Annotated in this window: 20 protein-coding genes and 2 tRNA genes; 12 read left to right on the top strand and 10 right to left on the bottom strand. The window is 44.2% G+C overall.

The window, feature by feature from the left end:
- Positions 1–94 precede the first annotated feature (94 nt).
- The 4 genes from AB4180_RS08375 to AB4180_RS08360 all read left to right on the top strand — a co-directional run bounded on the left by AB4180_RS08375 (position 95) and on the right by AB4180_RS08360 (position 7,101).
- Complete coding sequence (locus tag AB4180_RS08375) at positions 95–1,537, top strand: TolC family protein (protein ID WP_102249765.1); 1,443 nt, start codon at positions 95–97, stop codon at positions 1,535–1,537.
- Between the two features lie 11 nt (positions 1,538–1,548).
- Entirely contained in the window at positions 1,549–3,279 is a 1,731-nt protein-coding gene (locus AB4180_RS08370) for an efflux RND transporter periplasmic adaptor subunit (protein ID WP_102249764.1), read from the top strand.
- Positions 3,276–6,419: an efflux RND transporter permease subunit gene (locus tag AB4180_RS08365; protein ID WP_102249763.1), complete on the top strand. Its 3,144-nt coding sequence runs from the start codon at positions 3,276–3,278 to the stop codon at positions 6,417–6,419. Before AB4180_RS08370 ends, AB4180_RS08365 begins: the two co-directional genes overlap by 4 nt.
- 106 nt (positions 6,420–6,525) lie before the next feature.
- Positions 6,526–7,101 (top strand): cupredoxin family protein, encoded by a 576-nt coding sequence (locus AB4180_RS08360; RefSeq protein WP_102249762.1) that lies wholly within the window; start codon positions 6,526–6,528, stop codon positions 7,099–7,101.
- A gap of 108 nt (positions 7,102–7,209) precedes the next feature.
- Here the strand turns inward: AB4180_RS08360 and AB4180_RS08355 are convergent, their stop codons facing one another.
- The 3 genes from AB4180_RS08355 to AB4180_RS08345 all read right to left on the bottom strand — a co-directional run bounded on the left by AB4180_RS08355 (position 7,210) and on the right by AB4180_RS08345 (position 7,971).
- Positions 7,210–7,443, bottom strand: a complete 234-nt coding sequence (locus tag AB4180_RS08355) for a hypothetical protein (RefSeq protein WP_241909267.1) — start codon at positions 7,441–7,443, stop codon at positions 7,210–7,212.
- A 340-nt stretch (positions 7,444–7,783) separates the two neighbouring features.
- Positions 7,784–7,858, bottom strand: a tRNA-Gly gene (locus tag AB4180_RS08350).
- Between the two features lie 38 nt (positions 7,859–7,896).
- Positions 7,897–7,971, bottom strand: a tRNA-Gly gene (locus AB4180_RS08345).
- 524 nt (positions 7,972–8,495) lie between these two features.
- Here AB4180_RS08345 and AB4180_RS08340 point away from each other — a divergent pair.
- From AB4180_RS08340 to AB4180_RS08320, 5 genes are all read left to right on the top strand, one after another.
- Positions 8,496–9,659, top strand: coding sequence for a threonine/serine exporter family protein (locus tag AB4180_RS08340; RefSeq protein ID WP_009845522.1), 1,164 nt, complete (start codon positions 8,496–8,498; stop codon positions 9,657–9,659).
- Between the two features lie 179 nt (positions 9,660–9,838).
- Positions 9,839–10,177 carry a zinc ribbon domain-containing protein YjdM gene (locus tag AB4180_RS08335; RefSeq protein ID WP_004731484.1) on the top strand — a complete coding sequence of 113 codons (339 nt, stop codon included), beginning with the start codon at positions 9,839–9,841 and terminating at the stop codon, positions 10,175–10,177.
- 134 nt (positions 10,178–10,311) lie between these two features.
- Complete coding sequence (locus AB4180_RS08330) at positions 10,312–10,734, top strand: N-acetyltransferase (RefSeq protein ID WP_102249761.1); 423 nt, start codon at positions 10,312–10,314, stop codon at positions 10,732–10,734.
- A 47-nt stretch (positions 10,735–10,781) separates the two neighbouring features.
- Entirely contained in the window at positions 10,782–11,276 is a 495-nt protein-coding gene (locus AB4180_RS08325) for a GNAT family N-acetyltransferase (RefSeq protein ID WP_102249760.1), read from the top strand.
- Positions 11,277–11,396: 120 nt separating this feature from the next.
- On the top strand, positions 11,397–11,867 hold the full coding sequence (locus AB4180_RS08320) for a GNAT family N-acetyltransferase (protein ID WP_102249759.1): 471 nt from the start codon (positions 11,397–11,399) through the stop codon (positions 11,865–11,867).
- Positions 11,868–11,914: 47 nt separating this feature from the next.
- Here AB4180_RS08320 and AB4180_RS08315 read toward each other — a convergent pair whose 3' ends face one another.
- On the bottom strand, positions 11,915–13,024 hold the full coding sequence (locus tag AB4180_RS08315; RefSeq protein ID WP_102249758.1) for an AraC family transcriptional regulator: 1,110 nt from the start codon (positions 13,022–13,024) through the stop codon (positions 11,915–11,917).
- 20 nt (positions 13,025–13,044) lie between these two features.
- Here AB4180_RS08315 and AB4180_RS08310 point away from each other — a divergent pair, with 20 nt between their 5' ends.
- A complete protein-coding gene (locus AB4180_RS08310) occupies positions 13,045–15,051 on the top strand; it encodes a TonB-dependent siderophore receptor (RefSeq protein ID WP_102249757.1) in 2,007 nt (668 codons plus the stop codon).
- 180 nt (positions 15,052–15,231) lie between these two features.
- Here AB4180_RS08310 and AB4180_RS08305 read toward each other — a convergent pair whose 3' ends face one another.
- From AB4180_RS08305 to AB4180_RS08280, 6 genes are all read right to left on the bottom strand, one after another.
- On the bottom strand, positions 15,232–16,176 hold the full coding sequence (locus tag AB4180_RS08305; protein WP_102249756.1) for an ADP-ribosylglycohydrolase family protein: 945 nt from the start codon (positions 16,174–16,176) through the stop codon (positions 15,232–15,234).
- Between the two features lie 192 nt (positions 16,177–16,368).
- Positions 16,369–17,295, bottom strand: a complete 927-nt coding sequence (locus tag AB4180_RS08300) for an amino acid ABC transporter permease (protein ID WP_017102887.1) — start codon at positions 17,293–17,295, stop codon at positions 16,369–16,371.
- A 133-nt stretch (positions 17,296–17,428) separates the two neighbouring features.
- Positions 17,429–18,238: a transporter substrate-binding domain-containing protein gene (locus AB4180_RS08295; RefSeq protein ID WP_012600468.1), complete on the bottom strand. Its 810-nt coding sequence runs from the start codon at positions 18,236–18,238 to the stop codon at positions 17,429–17,431.
- 12 nt (positions 18,239–18,250) lie between these two features.
- Entirely contained in the window at positions 18,251–19,048 is a 798-nt protein-coding gene (locus AB4180_RS08290) for an amino acid ABC transporter permease (RefSeq protein ID WP_009845515.1), read from the bottom strand.
- Positions 19,048–19,794 (bottom strand): amino acid ABC transporter ATP-binding protein, encoded by a 747-nt coding sequence (locus AB4180_RS08285; RefSeq protein ID WP_102249755.1) that lies wholly within the window; start codon positions 19,792–19,794, stop codon positions 19,048–19,050. The genes AB4180_RS08290 and AB4180_RS08285 overlap by 1 nt, the downstream gene beginning before the upstream one ends.
- A gap of 235 nt (positions 19,795–20,029) precedes the next feature.
- On the bottom strand, positions 20,030–21,178 hold the full coding sequence (locus tag AB4180_RS08280) for an iron-containing alcohol dehydrogenase (protein WP_012600471.1): 1,149 nt from the start codon (positions 21,176–21,178) through the stop codon (positions 20,030–20,032).
- 193 nt (positions 21,179–21,371) lie between these two features.
- Between AB4180_RS08280 and AB4180_RS08275 the strand changes: the two genes are divergently transcribed.
- Complete coding sequence (locus tag AB4180_RS08275; protein WP_102249754.1) at positions 21,372–22,256, top strand: AraC family transcriptional regulator; 885 nt, start codon at positions 21,372–21,374, stop codon at positions 22,254–22,256.
- Between the two features lie 649 nt (positions 22,257–22,905).
- A complete protein-coding gene (locus AB4180_RS08270) occupies positions 22,906–24,153 on the top strand; it encodes a RidA family protein (RefSeq protein WP_102249753.1) in 1,248 nt (415 codons plus the stop codon).
- The last annotated feature ends 208 nt before the right edge of the window (positions 24,154–24,361 follow it).

The following is a 24,361-nucleotide window of genomic DNA, read 5'->3' as shown; positions in this document are numbered from 1 at the left end:
TATCTAAAAATACAGCTATATCAGTTAGATAAATCTGATAAGCCATTCTTTTTTATGCGCTAATTAGCGCTAGATATGGACATTCATTGTGAATATGAAACCAACAACCTCTGTGTTTGTCATGAACACGAGCTTAGTGGTTGCTGCTGCCTTGCCTATGGCCTTGTTTTCAAGTGCTACGCTCGCGGCTACCACGGCGTCAGCTTCAAATGCTCAACGCATTTCAGCACATGACCAAGCAAGCTCGACGCAGCAACTCAATACACTGATTGAGATTGCGTTAAGCGAAGATGGAAATCGCAAGCAGTACTTTGCTCAGTCTCAAGCGATGCGAGAAACGGGCATTGCCAGCTCGACCTTAATGGACCCAAAATTGAAAGTTGGATTTGGCGGTTTGCCTGTCGATAGCTTTCAATTCGACGAAGACCCGATGACTAATATATCGATAGGGCTGATGCAGCAGTTTGAGCGTGGCGATACGCTTAACCTCCAACAGAAAAAGGCAGGCCAACAGGCAGATGCTTTAGCTTTGCAGGTGCAAGCAAGAGAATTGACGGTTGCGAATAGCATGACGCAGCTTTGGCTTGAGTTAGGTTATCAGCAAAAGGCTGAGTCGGTGATTCGTCAAAATCGTCGTTTGTTGGTTGAACTTGAAAACTATGTACAAACCAATTACTCGATTGGTAAAAGTGAAGCGCAAGATCTGCTTAATGCTCAGCTCCAAGTGAGCAAGCTTGATGAGAAACTTCAGGCAAACCAGCAGGTTCAGCGTCGTCTAATCTCTCAGCTTTCTGAATGGTTGGGTTCTGATTGGCTAGGCTCTCAGGTTCTTGATTCTCAGGGCACACTGAATGCAACTAACCAAATCGATTGGTCGTTGTTGGAAAGCAAATTAGCGACCAATATCGATTCAACCAAGCACTACCAGCTACTGACTGACCATCCTTTGGTTAAGATCTCCGATGTCAGTATTTCCTCCAATCAAACTCAGGTTGAATTAGCCGAGCAAGCTTATACCCCGCAGTTTGGGGTGGAAGTGATGTATGCACACCGTCAAGCCAATAACATGGCGGGTGAACCAGCTTCTGATCTGGTAAGTGCTTATCTGACTGTCGACATCCCGCTGTTTACAGGGAGCCGACAAGATAAAAACTTATCGGCTGCTCAGTATCAAGTTGGTGCGGCTAAATCTCAAAAAGACACCTTACTTTCCCAAATGAACGCGCAAGTGAATGCATTGCTGGTGGACAGATCAAATCTGATCCAGCGATTAGATCGCTATCAAACGTCCTTGCTTCCTCAAACCGCAGCCCGAATCAGCGCGGTTGAGAGGGGCTATCAAAACAATACCGCCCAGTTTAACGATGTTATTTCAGCAACGACCGATGAGCTGGCGCTTAAGTTAGAGAAACAACGTTTGATCACCGATCTCAACATCGTTAACAGCAAACTGGCGGCGTTAGTCAGTGGCTTTGAATACCAAGTAAACCAACCACAACTCAGCTCAAGCGCAACTAAACACACAGCCAATCAATAAGGGAATAGACAATGAATACAGTAAAAGTAGCAACAATCGCTTTATTGGTCGGTGGTGCATTGGGTTTTGGTGTGAACCATTTTCTAATTAATCCAGCACACGACATGTCAGCAATGGCAACGAGTACAGACGCCGAAGTAAGTAAACAAACCAAGGATGAACCTCTGTATTGGGTGGCTCCGATGGATCCAAATTATCAGCGTGATAAGCCAGGTCAATCGCCAATGGGGATGGATCTTATCCCGGTGTATGCCGACGATGTGAACGGCGGAGCAAAAGATAAGCCCGGTACCGTGTTCATTGATTCGTCGGTAGAAAATAATCTGGGTGTCAAAACAGCGAAAGTTAAGTTCGAAGCGCTGTCTCCTCGGATTGAAACCGTGGGTTATGTGGCGTTCGATGAAAGTACATTGTGGCAAACCAACGTGCGTGTTTCTGGTTGGGTTGAGAAGCTCTACATCAACGCAGTGGGTGAGAAGGTAAACAAAGGTGATGTGCTTTTTACACTCTATTCTCCAGAGCTTGTTAAAGCACAAGAAGAGTTGATCAGTGCTTATAAAACGGGTCGTAAAGGTTTGATCAAGGGTTCGACTGAACGCTTAATTACCTTGGGTGTTGATAAGACTCAAATCCGCGCTATTACGCGCAAAGGCAAAGCCTCGCAAACCATTGAAGTTAAAGCGCCAGCCGATGGTGTCATCGCAAGTTTGAATATCCGAGAAGGTGGTTATCTTTCTCCTGCACAAGCGGTGATCAGTGCTGGCCCATTGGGCGAAGTATGGGTTGATGCAGAGGTGTTTGAGCGCCAAGCGCACTGGATCTCGTCAGGCAGCAATGCAGTGATGACGCTAGATGCCATTCCCGGCAAAGAGTGGTTGGGTAATGTCGATTACGTTTACCCAATCCTTGATCCAAAAACTCGAACCTTGCGCGTTCGTTTGAAGTTCTCCAATCCAAATGGCGAGCTTAAGCCAAATATGTTTGCCAATATTGCACTGAAACCCATCAGTGATGAAGCCGTTCTCACTATCCCAAGATCTTCGGTGATTCACTCCGGTGGTATGACTCGAGTGGTAATGTCAGAAGGTTCTGGTAAGTATCGCTCTGCTCGTATAGAGGTTGGTCGTGAAGCTGGCGAAAAAATAGAGGTGCTTCAAGGGCTAGAGCAAGGTGAAAACATTGTCACTTCTGCGCACTTCATGTTGGATTCTGAATCGAGCCAATCAGCTGATCTGTCACGCATCAATGGTGTTGAAGAAGAAGCTGAAACTGTATGGGCAAACGGTGAAATCTCCGATGTTATGCAAGGCAGTCGCATGGTCACGATTAACCATCAGCCTGTTCCAGAATGGGATTGGCCTGGCATGGTGATGAACTTCACCTTTGCGGAAGGCTTGGACATGAGTGACGTGCAACGTGGTAAGGCAATTGACTTTGAGATGAGAAAGACAGAGTCAGGGCAGTACGAGGTTGTGGATTACAAGGTCAACAAACACAAGATCGCTGGCGAAGTTTGGGTAACGGGTGACATTACAATGTTGATGGCAGATTTTGGCATGATCACCGTAAAACATCAGCCTGTCCCTGAGTGGAATTGGAAAGCAGGTGAAATGAATTTCCAAGCCAGTGATGACCTTGATTTATCTGAGTTTGCCGAGGGTCAAAACATTCGGTTTCTAGTGGCGAAACAAGGTTCTGATTATGTGCTCAAATCTTTAGAAGCGGGTGAGGGCGAACTATGATCAATGCAACCATTCGCTGGTCTATTAGCAACCGCTTCTTAGTGCTGGTTGCTACTGTAGCCATCGTATTTGGCGGTTTATACAGCGTTAAAAATACACCTGTCGATGCCATTCCTGATTTGTCAGATGTTCAGGTAATCATCAAAACCAGTTATCCGGGTCAAGCCCCACAGGTGGTCGAGGATCAGGTGACCTATCCATTGACCACCGCCATGTTAGCTGTACCGGGTGCTGAAACAGTTCGTGGCTACTCGTTCTTTGGTGATTCCTATGTCTATATCATCTTCAATGACGATACCGATATGTACTGGGCGCGTTCACGAGTGTTGGAGTACTTAAGTCAAGTTGCACCTAACTTGCCATCGAGTGCCAAGCCAACACTAGGACCCGATGCAACCGGTGTGGGCTGGGTTTACAGCTACGTGTTGCAAGATAAAACAGGTCAGCACGACTTAGCGGAACTTCGTAGTTTGCAAGATTGGTTCTTGAAGTATGAATTGCAAACTGTAGAAGGCGTGTCTGAAGTGGCGACCGTTGGTGGCATGGTGAAGCAGTACCAAGTACAGATTGATCCTGCCAAGTTACGTGCTTACGACCTAACGCTTCAGCAAGTCAACAAGGCAATCCAAGATGGTAATCAAGAAACAGGAGCGTCTGTTGTTGAGATTGCGGAAGCCGAACATATGGTTCGTACCACCGGTTACCTGACAAGCATTGAAGACATTCAATCTCTGCCGCTAAAAGTGACCGACAAAGGTACTCCGTTGCTATTAGGTGACATTGCTGACATTAATCTTGGCCCGCAAATGCGTCGCGGTATCTCTGAACTCAATGGTGAGGGTGAAGCGGTTGGCGGCGTTATTGTGATGCGCTTTGGTGAAAATGCCAGTGAAGTGATCGACTCGGTGAAATCCAAGCTCGCTGAACTGCAAGCTGGCTTGCCTGATGGTGTCGAGATTGTCGCAACTTATGACCGTTCTACTTTGATTGATTCAGCCGTTGAAAACCTTTGGAAGAAGCTGGCTGAAGAGTTCATCGTGGTCGCCGTCGTGTGTGCGCTGTTCTTGTTCCATATCCGATCATCACTGGTTATCGCGCTAAGTCTGCCTGTCGGTATCTTAGGCGCATTCATCGTTATGCATTGGCAGGGTATTAACGCCAACATTATGTCTCTTGGCGGGATCGCGATTGCGATTGGCGCCATGGTGGATGGTGCCATAGTGATGATTGAGAACGTTCATAAACACATTGAACGGACTCCGCTCACTGACAAAAACCGTTGGCAAGTGATTGGTAAGGCAGCAGAAGAAGTTGGCGCGCCGCTGTTCTTCTCTCTGATTATCATTACCTTGAGCTTCGTGCCTGTGTTCGCGCTAGAAGGGCAAGAAGGCAAGATGTTCTCGCCACTTGCGTTTACCAAGACGTATGCGATGGCTGCAGCAGCCGGTTTGGCAATCACGCTGGTGCCTGTGTTAATGGGTTACTTCATTCGCGGTAACGTGTTGCCTGAACACAAAAACCCAGTCAACCGCAGCCTAGTGGCGATGTACAAACCGCTTCTGAACCTCAGCCTAAAATACCCCAAGGTGATGATTGTTATCGCACTTGGCTTAATGGCGTCTGCTTATTACCCAACCAGTAAGCTTGGTAGTGAGTTCATCCCTCCTTTGGACGAAGGGGATTTGATGTACATGCCAACCACGTATCCGGGCATCTCAATAGGTAAGGCTCGTGAGTTGTTGCAACAAACCAACAAGCTCATTAAAACCATTCCAGAAGTCGAAACCACGTGGGGCAAAATTGGTCGAGCAGAGACGGCAACCGATCCTGCACCGTTAACCATGATTGAAACCGTGATTCAGCTTAAACCGCGAGATGAGTGGCGTGACGGTGTCACTACTGAGTCTCTGCGTAAAGAGTTTGATGATCTGATTCAGTTCCCAGGTTTAACCAATGCGTGGGTTATGCCAATCAAAACTCGTATCGACATGTTAGCGACCGGTATCAAAACGCCAATTGGTATCAAAATCGCTGGCCCAGATCTGAGCGTGATTGAAGATATTGGTTCGCAACTTGAACCTATCTTGAATGGTGTCAGTGGCACGGCCTCTGTCTACGCCGAGCGTGTTGCGGGCGGTCGCTATGTGACGATAGACATTAAACGTCGCTCGGCTGCGCGATATGGCTTGAGCATTAAAGAAGTGCAACAGGTTATCTCGACTGCGGTTGGTGGCATGAACGTGGGTGAAACCGTTGAGGGGCTAGAGCGTTATCCAATCAATGTCCGTTACCCACAAAGCTATCGTGATTCTGTCGTTAAGTTGCAGAACCTGCCGTTAGTGACACCAAATGGAGCGCGAATTGCTTTGTCTGATGTTGCAGACATTCGCTATGAAGATGGGCCACCAATGATTAAGACGGAGAACGCGCGTCCTAATGGTTGGGTGTTCGTTGACATCGAAGGTCGCGACCTTGGTTCTTATGTGGCAGAGGCACAGAAAGTCGTTACCGATCAAATCGTCTTACCTGCGGGTTATTCACTGGCGTGGTCTGGTCAATACGAATACATGGAACGTGCGAAGGATCGTTTGAGTGTCGTTGTGCCAATCACCATCGCCATCATCATGTTGTTGCTCTACCTCAGCTTCCGCCGCGTCGGTGAGGTGATGATGATCATGCTGACATTGCCACTCGCAATGGTTGGTGGCCTATGGCTGATGCATGTCCTCAATTACAACTTCTCCATTGCGGTGGGTGTGGGCTTTATCGCCCTTGCCGGGGTAGCTGTTGAGATAGGTGTGATCATGTTGGTCTACCTAAACCAAGCATGGCACTACAAAAAATTGGATGCGGAGCAGAACCAGCAAGCACTTCAGAGTGAAGACTTAACGGATGCGATTCGTGAGGGCGCAGGACTGCGTGTTCGCCCTGTGATGATGACGGTACTTACGGTGATTATTGGCCTCATTCCAATTATGTATGGCGAGGGAACGGGTTCTGAAGTGATGCAGCGAATTGCAGCGCCGATGATAGGCGGAATGGCGTCGGCACTGTTGCTTACCCTACTGGTGTTGCCTGCAATCTTTAAGCTCTGGAAACAACGTGAGATTACGCATAGCCAAAACGAGACAAACAAATAACGTATTGATTATTAGCCCTTACTGACCAATACAGAGTGGGTAAGGGCGTACCACATGAACATGTGAAACTAACAAATAAATAACTGAATTAATCTAAGGAACGATCATGAAAAAGACACTTATTGCGATTGCACTGACGTTAACTACTGCAACGGCTTTTGCTGAAATGGATCACTCAAATATGGATCACTCAATGATGAAAAATGGAGAGATGGATCATTCAAAAATGAATCACAGCATGATGAAGGGTGGAAAGATGGACCATTCGAAGATTATGAATATGGATGGAATGATGGACATGGAAGGTATGTCAGAAGTTGGGATGCCAGCTCAAGGCGCAAAACCGGATAAAGTGGTTCATGTCTTACTAAGTGATGATATGAAAATCACATTCAAAAATAAGGTCGATATTGAGCCGAACGACGTGGTGCAGTTTGTTGTGATGAACACGGGCAAGATTGACCACGAATTCTCGATGGGTTCAGCCTCAGAGCAGCTAGAGCACCGTGAAATGATGAAAAATATGGGTAATCACGCTCATGACTCGGGCAGCACAGTTACAGTTAAGCCGGGCAAAGCGAAACAGATGCTTTGGCATTTCCATGGTGATAATCAAGTCGAATTTGCCTGCAATATTCCAGGACATGCGGAAGCGGGCATGGCGAAGTCGATAACGCTTTAGGCATTATCTAATAGAGCTAGAAATAGCTGCTAGAAAAGTACTAAAAACAGAAAGCTAAAAGATAAGTCTTAGTTCATCACGCTAGTTGAGACTTATCTTTCTTGGCCACTACTGTAATAGGATCGATGTTTCTAGTAGGTGGTGAGCTTCGCCACTGAGGTGTGGTAGCTCTGACATGATCTTCTTAAGCTTGTCGTCGATCGATTCCACTTCATTCAAAGAACGAAACGCAAGCACGGCCTGTTCTGGTTCGCTGCTCACATAACCTTTCAACGTATTAAGCTGAATTTTGTTCGCATTTTCGACTTTTGACAGTGCGACATTGATTGCTTCGATGTTAATTGTTAACTAATTGCTTTTAAACATTTTTAATTATTTTTGGTTGTTGCTAATGCGCGCACATTAACACAATGATTTTTGCAGATATTGACCAAGATTATTAAATTGGAACAATTTTGAAAATCGTTAAAAGCTAGACTGCAATATGTGATGGGAAAGGTTTAAGAAATTCGAAGCGATTTAAGGAGTTAATAGCGCTAGCGGCTCAATTAGCGTTGGTTGGTTAGACTTAACAAAATGGGTTTAAGCTATATGGATTAATGCTTATAGATTTAACGAGCGGAGAAGTTTTTTGAATAGGGTATCGCTGGAAGAAAACACGTAACGAAACATAAAGAGGAATTGGAGCGTGCAGCGGGAATCGAACCCGCATCATCAGCTTGGAAGGCTGAGGTAATAGCCATTATACGATGCACGCACACTGTCTTAAGAGTAAGACTGAAGCATCAAGAAGACTGGAGCGTACAGCGGGAATCGAACCCGCATCATCAGCTTGGAAGGCTGAGGTAATAGCCATTATACGATGTACGCACATCGTCTTAACGAGTTTGATAATGCCACATCTAACTGAAAACGAAACCTTTTTCTTTCATTTTTATTCTAAGTGCTCGCATAACCACCACTCCGCTAGTTTTTCCATCATGTTCGGCGCTTTTAGAGTGAATAAAATGTGACTAAACTCTCGTTAAACGTAGGGCGAGAAACAACAAAGAACCCTCCACTCTTTCTAAGACCCATTCAGTTGGATTTATAAACCTATTTTAGTGGTGTTTTCTCATCATAAAATCAACATAAATACAGGCAATTTGACCGTTAACATAAACTGATTTCCATTCGTATTTTGATGCCCAATAATAACAATCTGGATGCATTGTTTTAACTTGCCAGTCTGCCAAAGTATTCATCAAGCGAATCCGAAGCGGGTGGAGTTATAGGCTCCTCTAAGCGTTCGAAGGAAAAAGTAACGAATTTAGTTGATAATTCATGCAAAACTCTCGTCATTACGTCTATCGTTTGGTACATTTGCCGCACATTTTGTCTCCCCTAAAATTCCCATGCCTTCTCAGTTCCGAATTAACAAAATTGTTGAAATTGGTGACACTCTTCATCGCAGTGGTTGTGCTCCTTACAAGCTAGAGAAATACACCCAATTCTATGCAAAAAAGCATGGTGTTGATGTGATGATCCAAGCAACGCCAACCGCGATTAATTATCAATTTCCAGACGATAACAACGCCGTTATTCTTAAGCGTCTAAAGCCTGCTTCGATTAACTTGAGTTTGTTGGCCAATACCATCATTCGTATTAACCAACCGAGCAGTGAGCCTGTGCCAGAGCCTGTCGGTTACTCTAAACTTGTGACGGCACTGGCCAATATGGGTATTCCGCCAGCGTATCTGATGCTAATTGGCAGTACGTTAGAAGCGGTTGGCTTTTCTGCATTACTGGGTTTGATGGTTTGGGTATGTCAGCAAGTTCTTCATTCACGTCGCGCTATTGCGGTTGAATTCATCTCGGCACTATTAACGGGTATCTTCGTGGCATTTTTGGCAAGCACAGGGTTGCCGATCCCGGTGTGGGCGTTATGTATCGCTTCGATTGTCTTGTTTGTCCCCGGGTTATCCATAGCCAACGCACTAGAATGTTTGGCGTTTAATGATCTCGTCTCTGGTACCAGTTTGTTAGGGCAGAGCGCATTAACCCTGATAAAGCTGTTTGTCGGGATTATTATGGGGCTCAACATTGGTGAAGCGATATGGGGACAAGCGGTCTCCATTGACTATACGAATGCGGTTCCGACATGGATGCACATATCTGGTTTGGTGTTGATCTCGGTGTCGATTGGTGTGATGTTCAATGCGCGTCCTAAAGACATCTTACTTGGCTTGCCAGTGGCAGTTCTGGGTATGTGGGGGCCATTCTATCTTGGTTTTGATAGTGGCTGGGTTGTCGGTACTTGGGTTACGACGGTTCTTATTACTTTGTACGGGACTTGGATTGCCAAGAAGATGGAACTCACGGGCTCTATTTATATCGTGCAAGGGATCATCATCTTGGTTCCGGGTAGCCGAGTATTAGTGAGTGCTAGCCAGTCGGTGTTTGAACAATCGATTTTGCCTATCCCGAGTATCGGTTTGTCGGCGTTGTTCATGTTCTCTGCAATTGTGGCAGGGCAAATCACCGCTTACTCGATTTACTCACCAAAAGTCGAACGTTAATCCGTTCCGCCTCCCAAGCCCTTAAACAAACACAGCTTAACGGTTGTGTTTGTTCGTTTTAGGTACTGCTCTTTTCTAAGTTAAATTACGCTACTGAAAATTGGTTCGATTTGTGCTCGCTAAGCCTAACAAGAGTCATTAAAATGGACGCAAATTTTATTTAAATGAAGTATTAACGTATGTCTTTACCTCCTTGTCCGCAATGCCAATCTGAATATGTCTACCCAGACCAAAACAACCTAATCTGCCCTGAGTGTGCCTACGAATGGAACCCTGAAGAAGAGCGTTTAGAAAGAGAAGCTGCGCGTGTAAAGGACGTGAATGGCGTTGTATTGGAGAGTGGTGATAAAGTTACCTTCATTAAAGATCTAAAAATTAAAGGCAGTTCTTCTGTACTGAAAATCGGCACTAAAGCGGTAATCAGAAGAATCAATGAAGGCAAAGATCACCAGTTAGATTGCAAGCTTGATGGTGGTGGTGAAATGCTCGTTACAGCGAAGTACGTTAAGAAGCAGTAGCGGCCAATGGTACTGATCTATCATTGCCGTTCAATAATTCTGACTGAGACATTGTCGTAAATCTTCAATAAGTTTACGTGGCTTCTCGGCATACTGATTCGCATATTAAACCGCAATAATTTCAGAGAATTAAGATGATCAGAGAATACCGTCCAACCGATATGGAAACCGTTTTAGATATTTGGTTAACCGCCTCGGTCAAGGCGCATGATTTTGTGGCTCCTGAGTTCTGGGAGTCGCAGGTAGGTAATATGCGCGACATATACATACCAGCATCAACAACTTACGTGTATCAAGTAGACGGTGAGGTTCGTGGCTTTTATTCGCTTTATGAAGGGATCTTAGCGGCGATCTTTGTCAGTTCAGAACATCAAGGCAGTGGTATTGGTAAGCAACTTATCCAACACGCGAAGCTTGAATATCCGAACTTGTCTTTAAATGTATATAAAGAAAACCAAGCGACGATTCAGTTCTACTTGTCCCAAGGCTTTTCTATTGTGAGTGAACAAGTTGATGAACATACAGGACATCAAGAATACACTATGTACTTAGCTTAGGTCTGATAGCTAAACCCGAAAGAGCAGTAACTAGGAATCGCAACTATATGGACATGGTCAAAGCTGATATTTCGCACTCAAGTGTCTTTCATCACTATGTGAATGCATGCGCTGAGGATGGGCTAGATATTTATACGGGCATTTCCGATGGCAGTGATGCGTATTTGAAAAGGCGAATTGCTTATTCAAAAGGAGATGACTTGCCAGAAGGTTGGATGCCGGCTTCTACTTATTTTTGTTTAGAGTCTGGACGTATTATTGGAGTGATAAGAGTTCGTCATGGTACCAGTCCGTACATTCACGATGTCATAGGACATATCGGTTATGAGACCCTGTCACAAGCAAGAGGGCGGGGTATCGCAAGTCATATGTTGTCTTGGGTTCAACGGCACGTATTGTCCGAAAGCGCTATTATTACGTGTGAGAGGGGCAATATTGCTTCGCAAAAAGTAATTGAGAAGTGTGGTGGGCAGTTCTTAAATACCTTTTACTCAGAGCAAGATAAGCACGAAGTTCTACGCTATCAACTAAACCCTAAATGAACACTGAAACATGGCACCTTCCAATTCTCACTTGCTTGTCGTGAGCGAGCTTTTTGGAAATGAAGCCGCTGTCGTTTTTTATTTATTGGCTATAGTTCATTGATTATTGTTGGAGATATTTTGAAGTATTCGACAAGACCCGCTCAGTCATCAGATTATGAATTTCTGTTCGAGCTAAAAAAGGCGGCTGAATTTGAGCCAATCAAAGCAGTTTTTGGCTGGGATGAGCAGATTCAGCGAGATATACACGCCGAAGAGTGGGCAGAAGAACGGCCTGAAATCATTGAATATCAAGGTAAAGCGATTGGTTGTGTGTTGTTGCAAGACAAGGGCGATCACTTCTATTTTTGCCGATTCTTCTTGCTGCCTGAGTATCATGGAAAGGGAATTGGTAGCCAAGTACTGAAAGACTTCTTAACTAAGGCTGATTGCTTAACTAAGGCTGACAGCCTCAATAAACCCGTCGAACTATGCTATTTACAAGGTAATCGAGTTGGAGATTTGTATCTGAGGTTTGGATTTGAAATTACTTCGCAGAATGACCAGTTTGTTTATATGTGGCGGTCACCTGGCCAACATAGCAGATGTTAGATATAGCCTTTTAAAGTTATAGAACAAATAGTTTTATATCAATGTAACTAAGTCTTAATCGCTATGTCTTGTGGCGGCACACCGAAGGTTTTCTTAAAAGCATTGGTGAAATTAGAAGGGTGCTGATAACCCGCTTCATAGGCGGCCTCGGTGATTGAAACCAACCCTCGTTCTAAATGCTGGCGTGCGATCTCTAATCGTCTCAAACGGATGTAACCGTTGATTGTCATGTTGTATGACTGCTTAAAACGCCTTTGAATATTAGATACACTCATCGAAAAATGCTCAGCAAGCATTTTTAGGCTCAGCTCTTGGTCGAGATGAATTTCAATAAAGCAGATTACAGCCTCAATTCGTTCGTCATAACTTTGATGTTCAATGTTAGTTACACGTGTCGCTGGTTTTATTATTTTTGGTTTAGTTTGGTAAGCCAGACAGCAAGTTTGTGGTAGTTGATGCATCGAATTCTCAAGGATCTGTTGAGTTAAGGATTCTATATGCAACTTCTGATGGAAGTTATTGGGTGAAGAGCAAGTCGTCAATTCTTGTGTCAGCTTCCAGATTTCTTCCGTCACTTCTAATTGGAAGTTGGCATTATGTGTATTGATGAAGTTTCGGCATTTACACTCTTCGGTTACTCGAGATTTGAACCATTTTGGTTTGACTAAGATGTTAATCTTATTGAGTTTATTGCTTGCTGTCATCACTCGACGGAAATTGGCGGGTTTAGTGAGGTTGACCACCACACCTTGAGGTTGATGAGTGGCATCGAGATCAAATTCGAGATCATCGTAACCAAATGACAGCTTACCTTCCAAAAGAATGGTGATCAGAACTGAAGCGTGAGCGGTAGAGATTATCTTAGTATCGACGAGCTCAATACAGCGGCCGCCGTGGATAAATATTAGTTCATTATATTGATAAGAAAGAAATTTCCCCTCAGCCAGTGATGTCTGTGTAGTTTGACCTTGTGTGACAATAATCTGCTTTTCTGTTTGCTCCAACTTTTTAGTCAGAGTGACTTTGCCAATTTTAGCTCGTTTAGACGTTACTTCACTCATTTGACCGTTCCTCATAACAGCTGTGCGTTTTTGCATAAGCAAATCATCTGTGCATTTATAGGTTACAACTCTATCATGATTGATAATTATTATCATTTACATCTGGGATTGAATCTATGGAAAGCCCAGTCAGATCAACAATTAAGCTTTCAGCCCTCTATATCGCAATTGCCAGCACGTTTAGTAGCTCTGTTATTGCCGAAGAAAGTACATCGCACTTCGATGAAGTTGTGGTTTGGGGAACGAAAGTCTCAAGCAACACTGAATCGATCATTGCAGATGACATGTCACTGAAGCAAGCTGACCATATGTCAGATTTGCTGCGCGAAATCCCCGGTGTTGATGTTGGGGGAACGCACTCGATCAACCAGCGAATTACGATTCGCGGCCTAAGCGAAACTGACTTAGACATTCGATTAGATGGCGCTTCTCAGCACGCCAACATGTTCCATCATATTGGTAATTTGACTCTTAACCCTGACATATTGAAATCAGCGGATATCCAAGTAGGTAACAACTCGGTGACGCAAAATGGGTTAGGCGGTTCAGTGCTGTTTGAAACCAAAGATGCCAAAGATCTACTTCGCTACGACGAGACTTTTGGCGCTCGTGTTTATGGCGGGTATGCCACGAATGCAAGCCAGCAAGGTTCACTTACTGTGTATGGTTTGTTGTCAGATAACGTCGATGCCATGCTTTACAGTCATTACATGAGCCGTGACAATTTTGAAGATGGTGATGGTACTGAAACCTTTGGCTCAGAAGGGGATGTATACAATATTCTAGGTAAGATTGGTTTTGAGCCAAGTGACTTACACCGTTTTGAACTCTCTTATGATATGTACCGTGATAACGGTGATTACAGTCCACGCCCTGATATGTCGGGTGGTACGAACGTGGGTTTGTCTAAAAACATCCTCATTCCCACCGATTACAACCGTGACACCATCACGGCCAGCTATGAGCTGCGTGGTGAAAGTCATCAAGGTAACGTGACTCTATACAACACGGAAACTGAGATTCAGCGAGATGAAAGTGTTATGGCACCACGTTGGCCTGCTAATCGCTTATCCAAAAACACGGCTAAAAACCAAAACTTTGGTCTCAACGCAAAGTTCCAATCCGATTATCGCCTGATGTCGTTTGATAACATCGCGACTTATGGCTTTGACTATATGGACAAGTCATCGAGCAGCTATTACGGCAGCAGCAAGTTTATGGACGAGTCAGCAATCTCTACAGCCCTTTTTGTTGAAGATCAGTTCTACTTTACTCAAGCATTCTCGGTCACGGCAGGGCTTCGTTTTGATGATTACCAACGTAAAGCAGAAGTTGGTAGCGAAGATTTTGACGATGTAACTTGGTCGTTGGCCACTCAATGGGATGTTACTCAAGATTGGACGCTGTTCGCGAGTACACGTTCGTTGTTCAAAGGCCCGGAGTTGATGGAGAGCTTTATTGCTTACCAAGATGTCGCTTATTTGGCTAACGATCTGAAGGCTGAGACAGGGCAGAACACGCAAGGTGGTGTCCGTTTCGATAAGCGCTTGGATAATCACTTTATTGGTGCCAACCTGACAGTATTCCAAACTAATATTGATGACTATATTGCCGAAAAGTATCAACGTGCAAGTAAGAGTTATTTGATTTATAACCTAGGTGACGTTGAGATAAAGGGCTTCGAGGCGAGCCTATCTTATGGCTACGAGATGTTTAACAGTAAGCTGTCCTATGCGCTTTCAGAGACTAAAAATAAAGATACAGGCGGTGCAGTCGCAGGTGGCAATGGTCGAAGTATTGATATGGGTGACAGCATTACGCTGACACTCGATTATCAGTCTGAAGCGCTTGAGACTATCTTTGGTTGGAATTCGATGTTTGTTAAAGACGAAGACAACGTATTCGATGGTCAGCCGATCAAAGAAGGCTATGACGTTCATAACCTGTTTGCTCAGTGGGTGCCATCGAATCTTGATGGATTGTCTGTCACCTTTGGTATCGATAACGTGTTTGATGAGCAATACACCTCACACGCTTCTCGTTCAGGTACGGCAAGAGGCTTTACCTTGGATGACTATGAACCTGGCCGTAACTACAAGCTTTCTGCCGCGTATCAGTTCTAGGAAAGGTTTAAACTCATAGGTTTGGTTGGAGCGATAAACTCACGGTCGTAGGGATCCGGAAGGGGTATTGCTCGAAATTGAAGTTATCCGTTTAAGTCATTCTAGTGAAAAGAAAAGCGCCTCTCGAGCTCTTGAGCAAGAAGTCGAGAGGCGCTTTAGTTTTATTTATTATTGTTTGAATCACTCAATAGGCAAAGACAATACACCGCCATTGAGTTCGACTTGTTTTAGCCATTCGGTTGGAATTCCGTCATCTTCATCGTAGAAACACGCCGCTAATACCGCGCCAATCACAATCGCACGCCCGCAGCTGTCACCGCCACATAAGATATTGTCTCGAATACCTTGTTTATAGCTCTGAGCACCCGCAATGATGCGAATCAGCAAGGGAAATGCGGCACTCAGTTCACAATGCAATCCAAACTTCTTCGCGGCATCTGTTATTGAAAGCTCAGGTTCAGCCAATGCTTCATCGATTTGATCATGTATAAATCTGCTGCAAGTTTGTCGCACCATTTCTACGGACTGTAATGGTGAGTTGCCTTGAATCGCTGCTTGAATCAACAGGGTGATGGCTTGCGCCCATTCCACGGCTTTGTCGTTGTTGTTGGTCACTCGTACCGCGCTCTCTACCATCGCTGGTAAGGTGTGAGAGGTATAAGTACAGGCTACTAATGGAATGATCTTTGAAACTGCGGGGAGCTGCGTATCGTCTGCGCCACAGGCAGTAATCGGGGCGCCCTCTAGTTCTAATTGATGGATGTTCAGCAAGCTCATGCGCGTCGCTTTATCAATGTAGCCTTGCCAACTACCACCGAAATCAAACCATTTGCGGAAATGTTGAATATAGCTCGCTTCATCGTATTTTTGGTTGTCGACTAAACTATCGACCATCGCCAATAACTGAGCACCGTATTGCGAGTGCTCACCGGACGTTTTTCCTTGGTGCGCAAAGTAGCCTTTGTCTTGATAATCGAACTGATTCGGTGAGCGAAATTCTGGCTCGAAACCAGCCACGTGTATGATCCTCTCTTGGTCATACAGCCAGTGCAACCCCATGGAAGCGGCGTCTCCAACCAATGCGCCGACAACGGCGTAAAAAGCTCTTTCTTTATGATTGTCCATGCTGAGTGATGTCCTTGAGAAGAATCAACGTAGTTCGATACTTCAAGTATAGTGATTAGACGAGTATTTCGCTGTGTTTCTAAGAAGAAATATGAAGGGATAAATCCCGATTGGTCAATAGCTTAAACCAATCAGGTGAACTTGATAAGGGAAAGGAATGGTCGGGCGAGTCGGTACTATTAATTAATGACGTTACTGATGGTTAAGGTAAGCACTAGAACGTTGTTCAATCACTTTGAACAGACGCGAAAGCGCAAAGCATAAAGCAAAATATACGAAGCCTACAATCAGCCAGATCTCGAAGATCAACCCCGATGAGTTTGCCATCTCAGTACCAACAAACGTCATCTCTTGGATCGAAATCAGAGACACAATCGACGTGTCTTTAACCAAGGAGATTGCTTGGCCTGCCAATGGTGGGGTGATGGCAGTTAATACTTGTGGGCCAACCACAAATCGATACTTAGACAATGCAGACAAGCCAAGCGAATCGGCCGCTTCCCATTGGCCTTTAGGAATACCTTCTAAACCCGCTCGAATCACTTCCGCAATGTAAGCCGAAGAGAGCAAACCAATACAGATAACACCAGACGCTAAGTTTTCCCAAAGGTTAGCAGGACCAAACAGAAAGGCTTGAACAGCGTTAATCTCGCCATTGTGTTCACGTAAGATACTTTCTAAACCAAGTAATGGAATCAGTTGGTTAGAAACAAAGAAATAGAATATGAAGACAAACACCAGTGGCGGAATATTTCGAACCAACTGGATAAAAATCAGTGCCGGTGTTTTGAAGAAAGCGATCTTTGAGTGTCTTGCTACACCTAACAATGTGCCAAAAGAGAGTGCTAACACCATACTCCAGACACTCAAGCGCAGTGTAGCGATCAAGCCTTGGAAGAAGTAGGGAATACTGCCTTGAGAAGGTGGAATGAAAATTAGGGTAAACGCATCTTCCCAGCGCCACTGGTAGTTGATACCAACAGCAGAACGATAATAAAGCCAGCCTGCAAACACACAAATGACAGCGAGTAACACGCCATCCAAAAGGTTAAGGCGTTGATACCAAGGCTTCATATAAACGTTGGGCTTAGGTGTTGTTAATGCGCTAGTACTACTCACGTCATTCCTGTTTAAACAATAATAATTAGTAGGCTGTTTTGTTGAGTTTTAGATCATCATTAAAGCGAATCAAGTTGCCGAATCGAGGCAGTGCAGACAACGCACTGCCTCGATTCACTAGCAAAAGTTCAGATTACTGACCTTGAGCAATCTGGTCCTGCCAATCTAGAGTAGAGAACCAGTACTCGTAACGCTCTTTCAACCAACCGTCTTCAGTACGTGCTTTGATCCATTCGTTGAAGAATTCTGCCTTGTCAGTTTCACCTAGGCGAACTGCAAATGCTTCGTTACCTTTTGATAGACGCTCTTCAAATGGAATAAATAGCGTGTCTGCATTTTTGATCGTTTCGTGTTCTGGTTTCGGGCTAGACGCGATAACCGCGTGCGCGTTGCCGTTTAAAACTTCTTGGAATGCTTGAGCATCGTCATCGAACTGTAGAACTTTCGCTTTAGGGAAGGTTTCACGAGCGACTTGAACCGTGAATGCTCCACGACGTGCTGCAATTTTTACGCGGCGAGAATCAAAATCAGAGATCTGAGTAAAACCTTCCGCTAGCTCTTTGTTAGCCGCCAGTTGAACGCCAGAGTGCGAGTAAGGTTCAGTGAACAATACGCTTTTAGCTCGCGCTTCAGTGATAGACATACCGCCGATGATTACATCAAATTTTTTCGATAATAGAGAAGGGATAATACCGTCCCATGCCGTAGGTACAAATTCGACTTTCCAACCAGAATCTTCGGCAAGGCGTTTCGCCACGTCGATTTCAAAGCCAACGAGATCGCCTTGTTTGTTACGCATCGCCCAAGGAACAAATGTCGACATCCCAACGCGCAGTGAGCCACGTTCGTTGATTTTATCGAGGTTAGGCGTTTCAGAAGCAAGTGCAGGCAAACTTACGGCAAGCGCAAGTAGGGCTGTAATCGCGGTTTTAAATAGCTTCATGCTGATAAATCCTTATTGTGTTCGCCAGTTAGCCCCGAGCTTATGCTCAAGCCAAGCAGCAACGGCAGAAAGTGAAAGTGTAAGAGCAAGATAAATGATCGCCACAGAGAACCAAATCTCGAATGGCATCGCGGTTTCAGAAACAATGTTTCTGGCTTCAGTCGTCAGGTCAAAAATAGCCATGACACTCACAATTGAAGAGTTTTTAATAAGAGAGATCACTTCATTAGTCAAAGGTGGCAAGGTACGTTGCACCACCTGAGGAAGAATCACATCCCAGTAAGTATAGGTCTTTGATAAGCCCAAGGATTGAGCTGCTTCAAATTGTCCTCTCGCAATACCATTTAAACCGGCACGAAATATCTCGGCGGTGTAAGCGCCTTGGAAAAGTGCCAAGGCTAAAACGGCAGTGCTAAAGCGATCCAGCCCTAACACGGGGCCAAATACAAAATAGAGCAAATAAATTTGTACTAATAACGGCGTGTTACGAATCAACTCAACATAGCTGGTGGCTAAGGTGCGTCCAACCACAGAATTTGAGTTCCTCAATAGCGCCGTCGTTAAACCAATGATCAGCGTAGCAACCAAAGAAATCAGAGAGATATTGATGGTAACCAGTAGCCCTTCAACTAATTCTGCAGGCCACCATTCACCATCTTCATAGAAAGCAATATAGTCCGGCACACGCTCCCATTGCCAGCTGTATCCCATGGTTTGTGCGCCAGAGTCGAGAATCCAAACAACAGCAGCCACCAGTACAACAATCTGTACCAAAGCAGATAGGGCGGGTTTAATAATTCGAATCAACATCAATAAGTCAGGATCTGATTTAGGAACGCTTGAGTACGTTCATGTTGAGGGTTTTCAAAGAGCGCTTGTGGCGTATTCGATTCCACAATTTGTCCTTCATCCATGAAGATAACGCGGTCGGCCACTTGTTTCGCAAAGCCCATTTCGTGGGTCACACACACCATGGTGATACCTTCGCTCGCCAGTTCAACCATCACGTCGAGCACTTCGTTGATCATCTCCGGATCAAGCGCTGAAGTTGGTTCATCAAAAAGCAGTAATTCAGGCTTCATGCACAGTGAACGTGCGATAGCCACTCGTTGTTGTTGGCCACCAGAAAGTTGTACAGGGTATTTGTTGGCTTGTTCTGCAATGTGTACGCGTTCGAGATAGTGCATTGCAATCTTCTCGGCTTCTTGTTTGCTTTTTTTAAGCGTACGAATCGGAGACAGAGTTAGGTTCTCAAGCACAGTAAGGTGGGGGAATAAATGAAAGTGCTGAAACACCATTCCGACTTGGCCAGGTGTGTTGAACTTACTCGGTAGTACTTGTTCTAGTACGGAAAGCTCGCCACTTTCGAACGGTTCTAGCTGATTGATACAACGGATTAAAGTTGATTTCCCCGAACCTGATGGCCCGCAAATCACCACTATTTCCCCTTGTTCAATCTTTAAATCGACATCCTTTAGGGCATGAAAATCACCATACCACTTGTTAAGTGACTTAAACTTAACCATTTCCTTGAGATTGTTCAAATCGTTGTTCATACCTAATAAAGAGACAGGTTTACCTTAACAATATAGAAATATGATTGCACATAAAATTAAGGACTTATGAGAATTTAATAGCATCTTGTAGGGCAAATTAAAAAGCAGCGCCTGATTTGGACGCTGCTTGAGGATATACGCAAGGGCAAAGAATTTGGTTCAGTTTCACGGAATAAATTCTTAGATTATAGTGATTTTCTTTAGAACCTTGTTTTCATTGCTCTAATTTTGACTGCTATTGAATTGCAGACTCTAGAATCTCGCGTGTTTTCTGAGGCGTGATTGCTTTGTTCTCGCCAAGCTCTAGGTAACCGTGTGATTCAAGTTGAGCAACAACGTTGTCGATTGCTGCCGCTTTCGTTGCTTCGTAACCGTCGAACATAGTTGCAACGTCTAGGCTGTGGTAGAAGGCTTCGATTGCAGCAATAGTGCGCTCGGCTAAATCAGCACCCGCTTCTAGGCCAAATACGTTGCGACCCATTTGCTCTAGCTTGCCACGCTTCGCTTCGATTTGATTACGAAGTAGTGAAGGTTGAACAATCGCAAGAGAACGTGCGTGGTCTACGTGCCATAGTGCTGTGAATTCGTGGCCAATCATATGTGTTGCCCAATCTTGAGGAACGCCAGTACCAATCAGGCCGTTAAGCGCTTGGTTTGCAGTCCACATTAGGTTTGCACGCCATGCGTCGTTGTCACGCTCGTCGTATTGCTTACCCAGTACAAGTAGGTTCTTAAGCAGTGTTTCTGCGTAACCGTCTTGAACCATCGCGTCTGTTGGCATTGTGATGTATTGCTCACATACGTGAACCCACGCATCAACTAGACCGTTGATCAGTTGGCGCTCTGGCAGAGACTTCATTACGTCTGGGTCCATCACCGCGAACTTAGGTTGTACTGCAGGGTTCATGAACGCCAGTTTCTCTTGAGTCTCTTTACGAGTGATTACAGCACCCATGTTAGATTCAGAACCTGTCGCAGGGAGTGTCAGTACAGCACCAATAGGGGTTGCTTCAGTAACTTGGTGTTTGCCCGCTAGGATATCCCAACCGTCGCCGTCGTATTTAGCTGCCGCAGCAACGTATTTAGAACCGTCGATTACTGAACCACCGCCAACAGCGATAATGAACTCTACGTTTTCTTCTTTAACAAGAGCGACGGCTTTATCTAGCGTCTCTTTGGTTGGGTTAGCTTCAACACCAGCGAACTCAATCCAAGCGTGATCCTTTAGAGAAGCGACAACTTGGTCGTAAACACCGTTGCTTTTGATTGAACCGCCACCGTAGATGACTAGTACTTTCTTCGAAGTATCAACCGCTTGGCTGATAGCGTTGATTTGGCCTTGGCCGAAGTGGATAACTGTAGGGTTAACATAAGTGAATTGCATTAGAGATTCCTTGTGTAAAGCTCAATTTGTTATTTTATTTGATTGCTCAATTTCTATATTTGCATATTAGTACAGTAATCTAGGGTGATGAAGAGCTGATTCTCCAAATAAATTGCCTATTTCTACAAAATTGATATTCTTTCTCTGCTTTAGCTTACTTACTCTTAGCACTTGGAATGGGAAGTCGCCACTTATGAAAACACTCGCGCAGTTGTTACAGTCTTATGTAGAACACAAAGGTTGGGATGATCTCGAAGGGATCAGAGAAACTGAAATTGGCGGTGTGTGGTTGTATAGAAGCAGTGGCGGGAATCAACGTCAGCCATTCACTTACCAGTCGGGTATTATCATGCTCGGGCAGGGCAAAAAGAACATCTATATTGGCGATAGACCCGTTACTTACGCTGCTGGTGATTATCTTGTGGTAGGCGTGCCAATGCCATTGGAGTGTGAAGCCTTACCTGTAAATGGCGAACCATTGCTTGGTTTGTCGATATGCATCGATTCTCAGCGCTTGCACAGCTTAGTCAAAAAGCTGGAAGACCAAGGCTTTCTAGAGAGCTACTGCAACAAGCACAAGCAGAATTCGAGCGGCTTAGAATCGACGCCAATGGAAGAGCAAATGCTGGAGAGCTTTACTCGATTGGTCAAAACTCTACATTGTGACATTGAAGCCAATATATTGGGCGATGCCATGGTCAGCGAAATTGTCTACCGCGCCCTAACCGGTTCAGAAGGGCGTGTGCTGTTTGATTTAGCTCATCATGACGGCCATTACGCACGTGTCGCTAAAGCGCTGTCTAAAGTGCATGAAGAGTACGACCAAACCATCACTGTTCAATCGCTTGCCGACGAAGCCAACATGAGCGTGTCTGCCTTCCACAATGCATTCCGTAATGTCACCTTTGAATCTCCTCTTCAATATTTGAAGAAGGTAAGACTCAACAAAGCCAAAGAACTGATTCAGCTAGAAGGCCTTCGCATCAGCGATGCTGCTCGCCGAGTCGGCTACTCGAGCCCATCCCAATTCAGTCGCGAATTTAAGCGCCACTTCAATACCACTCCAAGAGCGGTTTAGCTCTTCTTTCAACGAAACTATGTGTTGAGAGCTATGGTGCCAAAAGCTATGGTGTCGATTGCTCTTCGTTGATGCCATCGTGATTCCTGAAAGTCCCATGTCTTGGCTGAACACCATACTTCTCATGTCATCCCCCTGAGTCTCATATTTGTTGAATTATATGAGTAAATGTATCTAATCATAGGCATTGTCAGATTGTAGGTATTTGATTCTCGAATATATTATTAACGTACTTATATAAAATAAGCTCTCGAAAATAATTAATTAAATAGCCTAATAGTTTATGCACGGGTATAAGGGATAAAGTTACTAACCTAGCTAGTAACGGAGTTTTAGTGTGAACAACCTATCAAATATCATCTAAATTTTGGTAATTATCCTTTCAATTACCTGAGAGAGTATTCAGGATTATTGAATAGACTTAAAATTAAAGAGAATTTAGCAGTTGATAAAGCCTAATGTGACGGATAATTAGTCGCTTGATGACTAATTATCCTGTAACTTGCTGATTTATAGTCAACTGAGAGTCTGATGTATATCACGTTTACCCTAAAATAATTCACTTAACATGGCGCTACTTTAATCATTCTTTCCAATACGATTGTTAAATATAAATACGTATTCCTATATTATTAAAAGGATAATTCCGATGAGTAGCGATATCATTAAAATTTCAAGAAATACTGAAAATGCACCAATTAATTCTGTATCTACACAAACGGTCGCTTTTTCTCATTATAATAACTTTTCTGCTCAACTGCCTGTTGACCCTAAAACAGGTGAAATAGTTATTGGAGATATTAAAGACCAAGCAGCACAATGCTTGAGTAATATTAAATCTATTGTTGAAAGCATTGACCATGTTATGGATGATGTCGTAAAGATCAATATTTTCGTTAAGAATATTTCTGATATCGATGCTATTGATGAGGTTTACGCAAGCTTCTTCAACAACAGCCTGCCGACACGTACAGTCGTGGGTGTAGCTGCGCTACCGAACAGTGACGCTTTAGTTCAAATGGATGCTCTTATTTCAAACGGCGAAGGTACTAAACCACAAGCACCTTGCGCACTAGTTAAAGTCTCAAGAAATACAGATAATGCGCCTCAAAGTGCTGTATCGACGCAGACAGCGGCTTTTTCTCACTACAACAACCTTTCAGCTCAATTGCCTATCGATGTAAATACAGGTGAGTTGGTTTCAGGTGGTATCACAGAGCAAACGACACAATGTTTAGCAAACATTAAAACGATTCTAGAGAGTATCGGTCATGTCATGAATGATGTGGTTAAAACCACTATCTACCTTAAAAATGTTGAAGATGCAGAAAAGGTAAATGAAGTTTGCGCTAAGTTCTTCCAAAGTTATGTACCAGCGCGAACGGTTGTTAATGCTGCTGAACTACCAATGGGCGCTTTAATTCAAATTGATACATCCGTTTCACATGGCGACGGTACACCGCCGCAATTACCAGAAGACACTCGCTTGTTGGTTATTGAAGCTAATAATACTGTCGATGCCCCTTTCATGGCTTATTCGCACACCGTTGCTTTCTCTCACTACAATCATATTTCAGGCCAATTACCTTTAGACCCGAAAACAAATGAAATGGTTGCTGGTGGTGTAAAAGAGCAAGCGGAACAATGTTTACAAAATATTAAGGCGATCATTGAAAGTGTTGATCATTGTATGGACGATACTGTGAAAATTAATATTCAGCTTAAAAATGTTTCAGACATTGATACAGTGAACGAGGTCTACACAACATTCTTTAATGCTGAATTACCGGCAAGAACGGTGGTTGGGGTTTCAGAGATTCCTATGAATGCTCTAATTCAAATTGATGCAGTCGTTTCCAACTGCGAAGGTACACCACCACAAGATGTTATTGCTTAAACATAATTAAACCCACTTCAAACTAAGCGGTCAGATTGTCGGTGATGATCTGATCTGCTCCTTCTTGAAATTGTCGGCTTGTGCCGAACACTCTCATACCGTTAGAAATAGTTAGTCAAACGTTTAGCTAGCCTGAGCCCGAAGAAATGATCAATACTGGTGATTCGAACTACTGCTTGTCGAGTAGATAGGCTTTGTTGCGTAATTA

Origin of the sequence: Vibrio sp. 10N.286.49.C3 (assembly GCF_041469545.1) — a bacterium.
In the GTDB taxonomy this organism is placed as follows: Bacteria; Pseudomonadota; Gammaproteobacteria; order Enterobacterales; family Vibrionaceae; genus Vibrio; species Vibrio tasmaniensis_A.
This window is presented reverse-complemented; position numbering and strand designations above follow the sequence as displayed.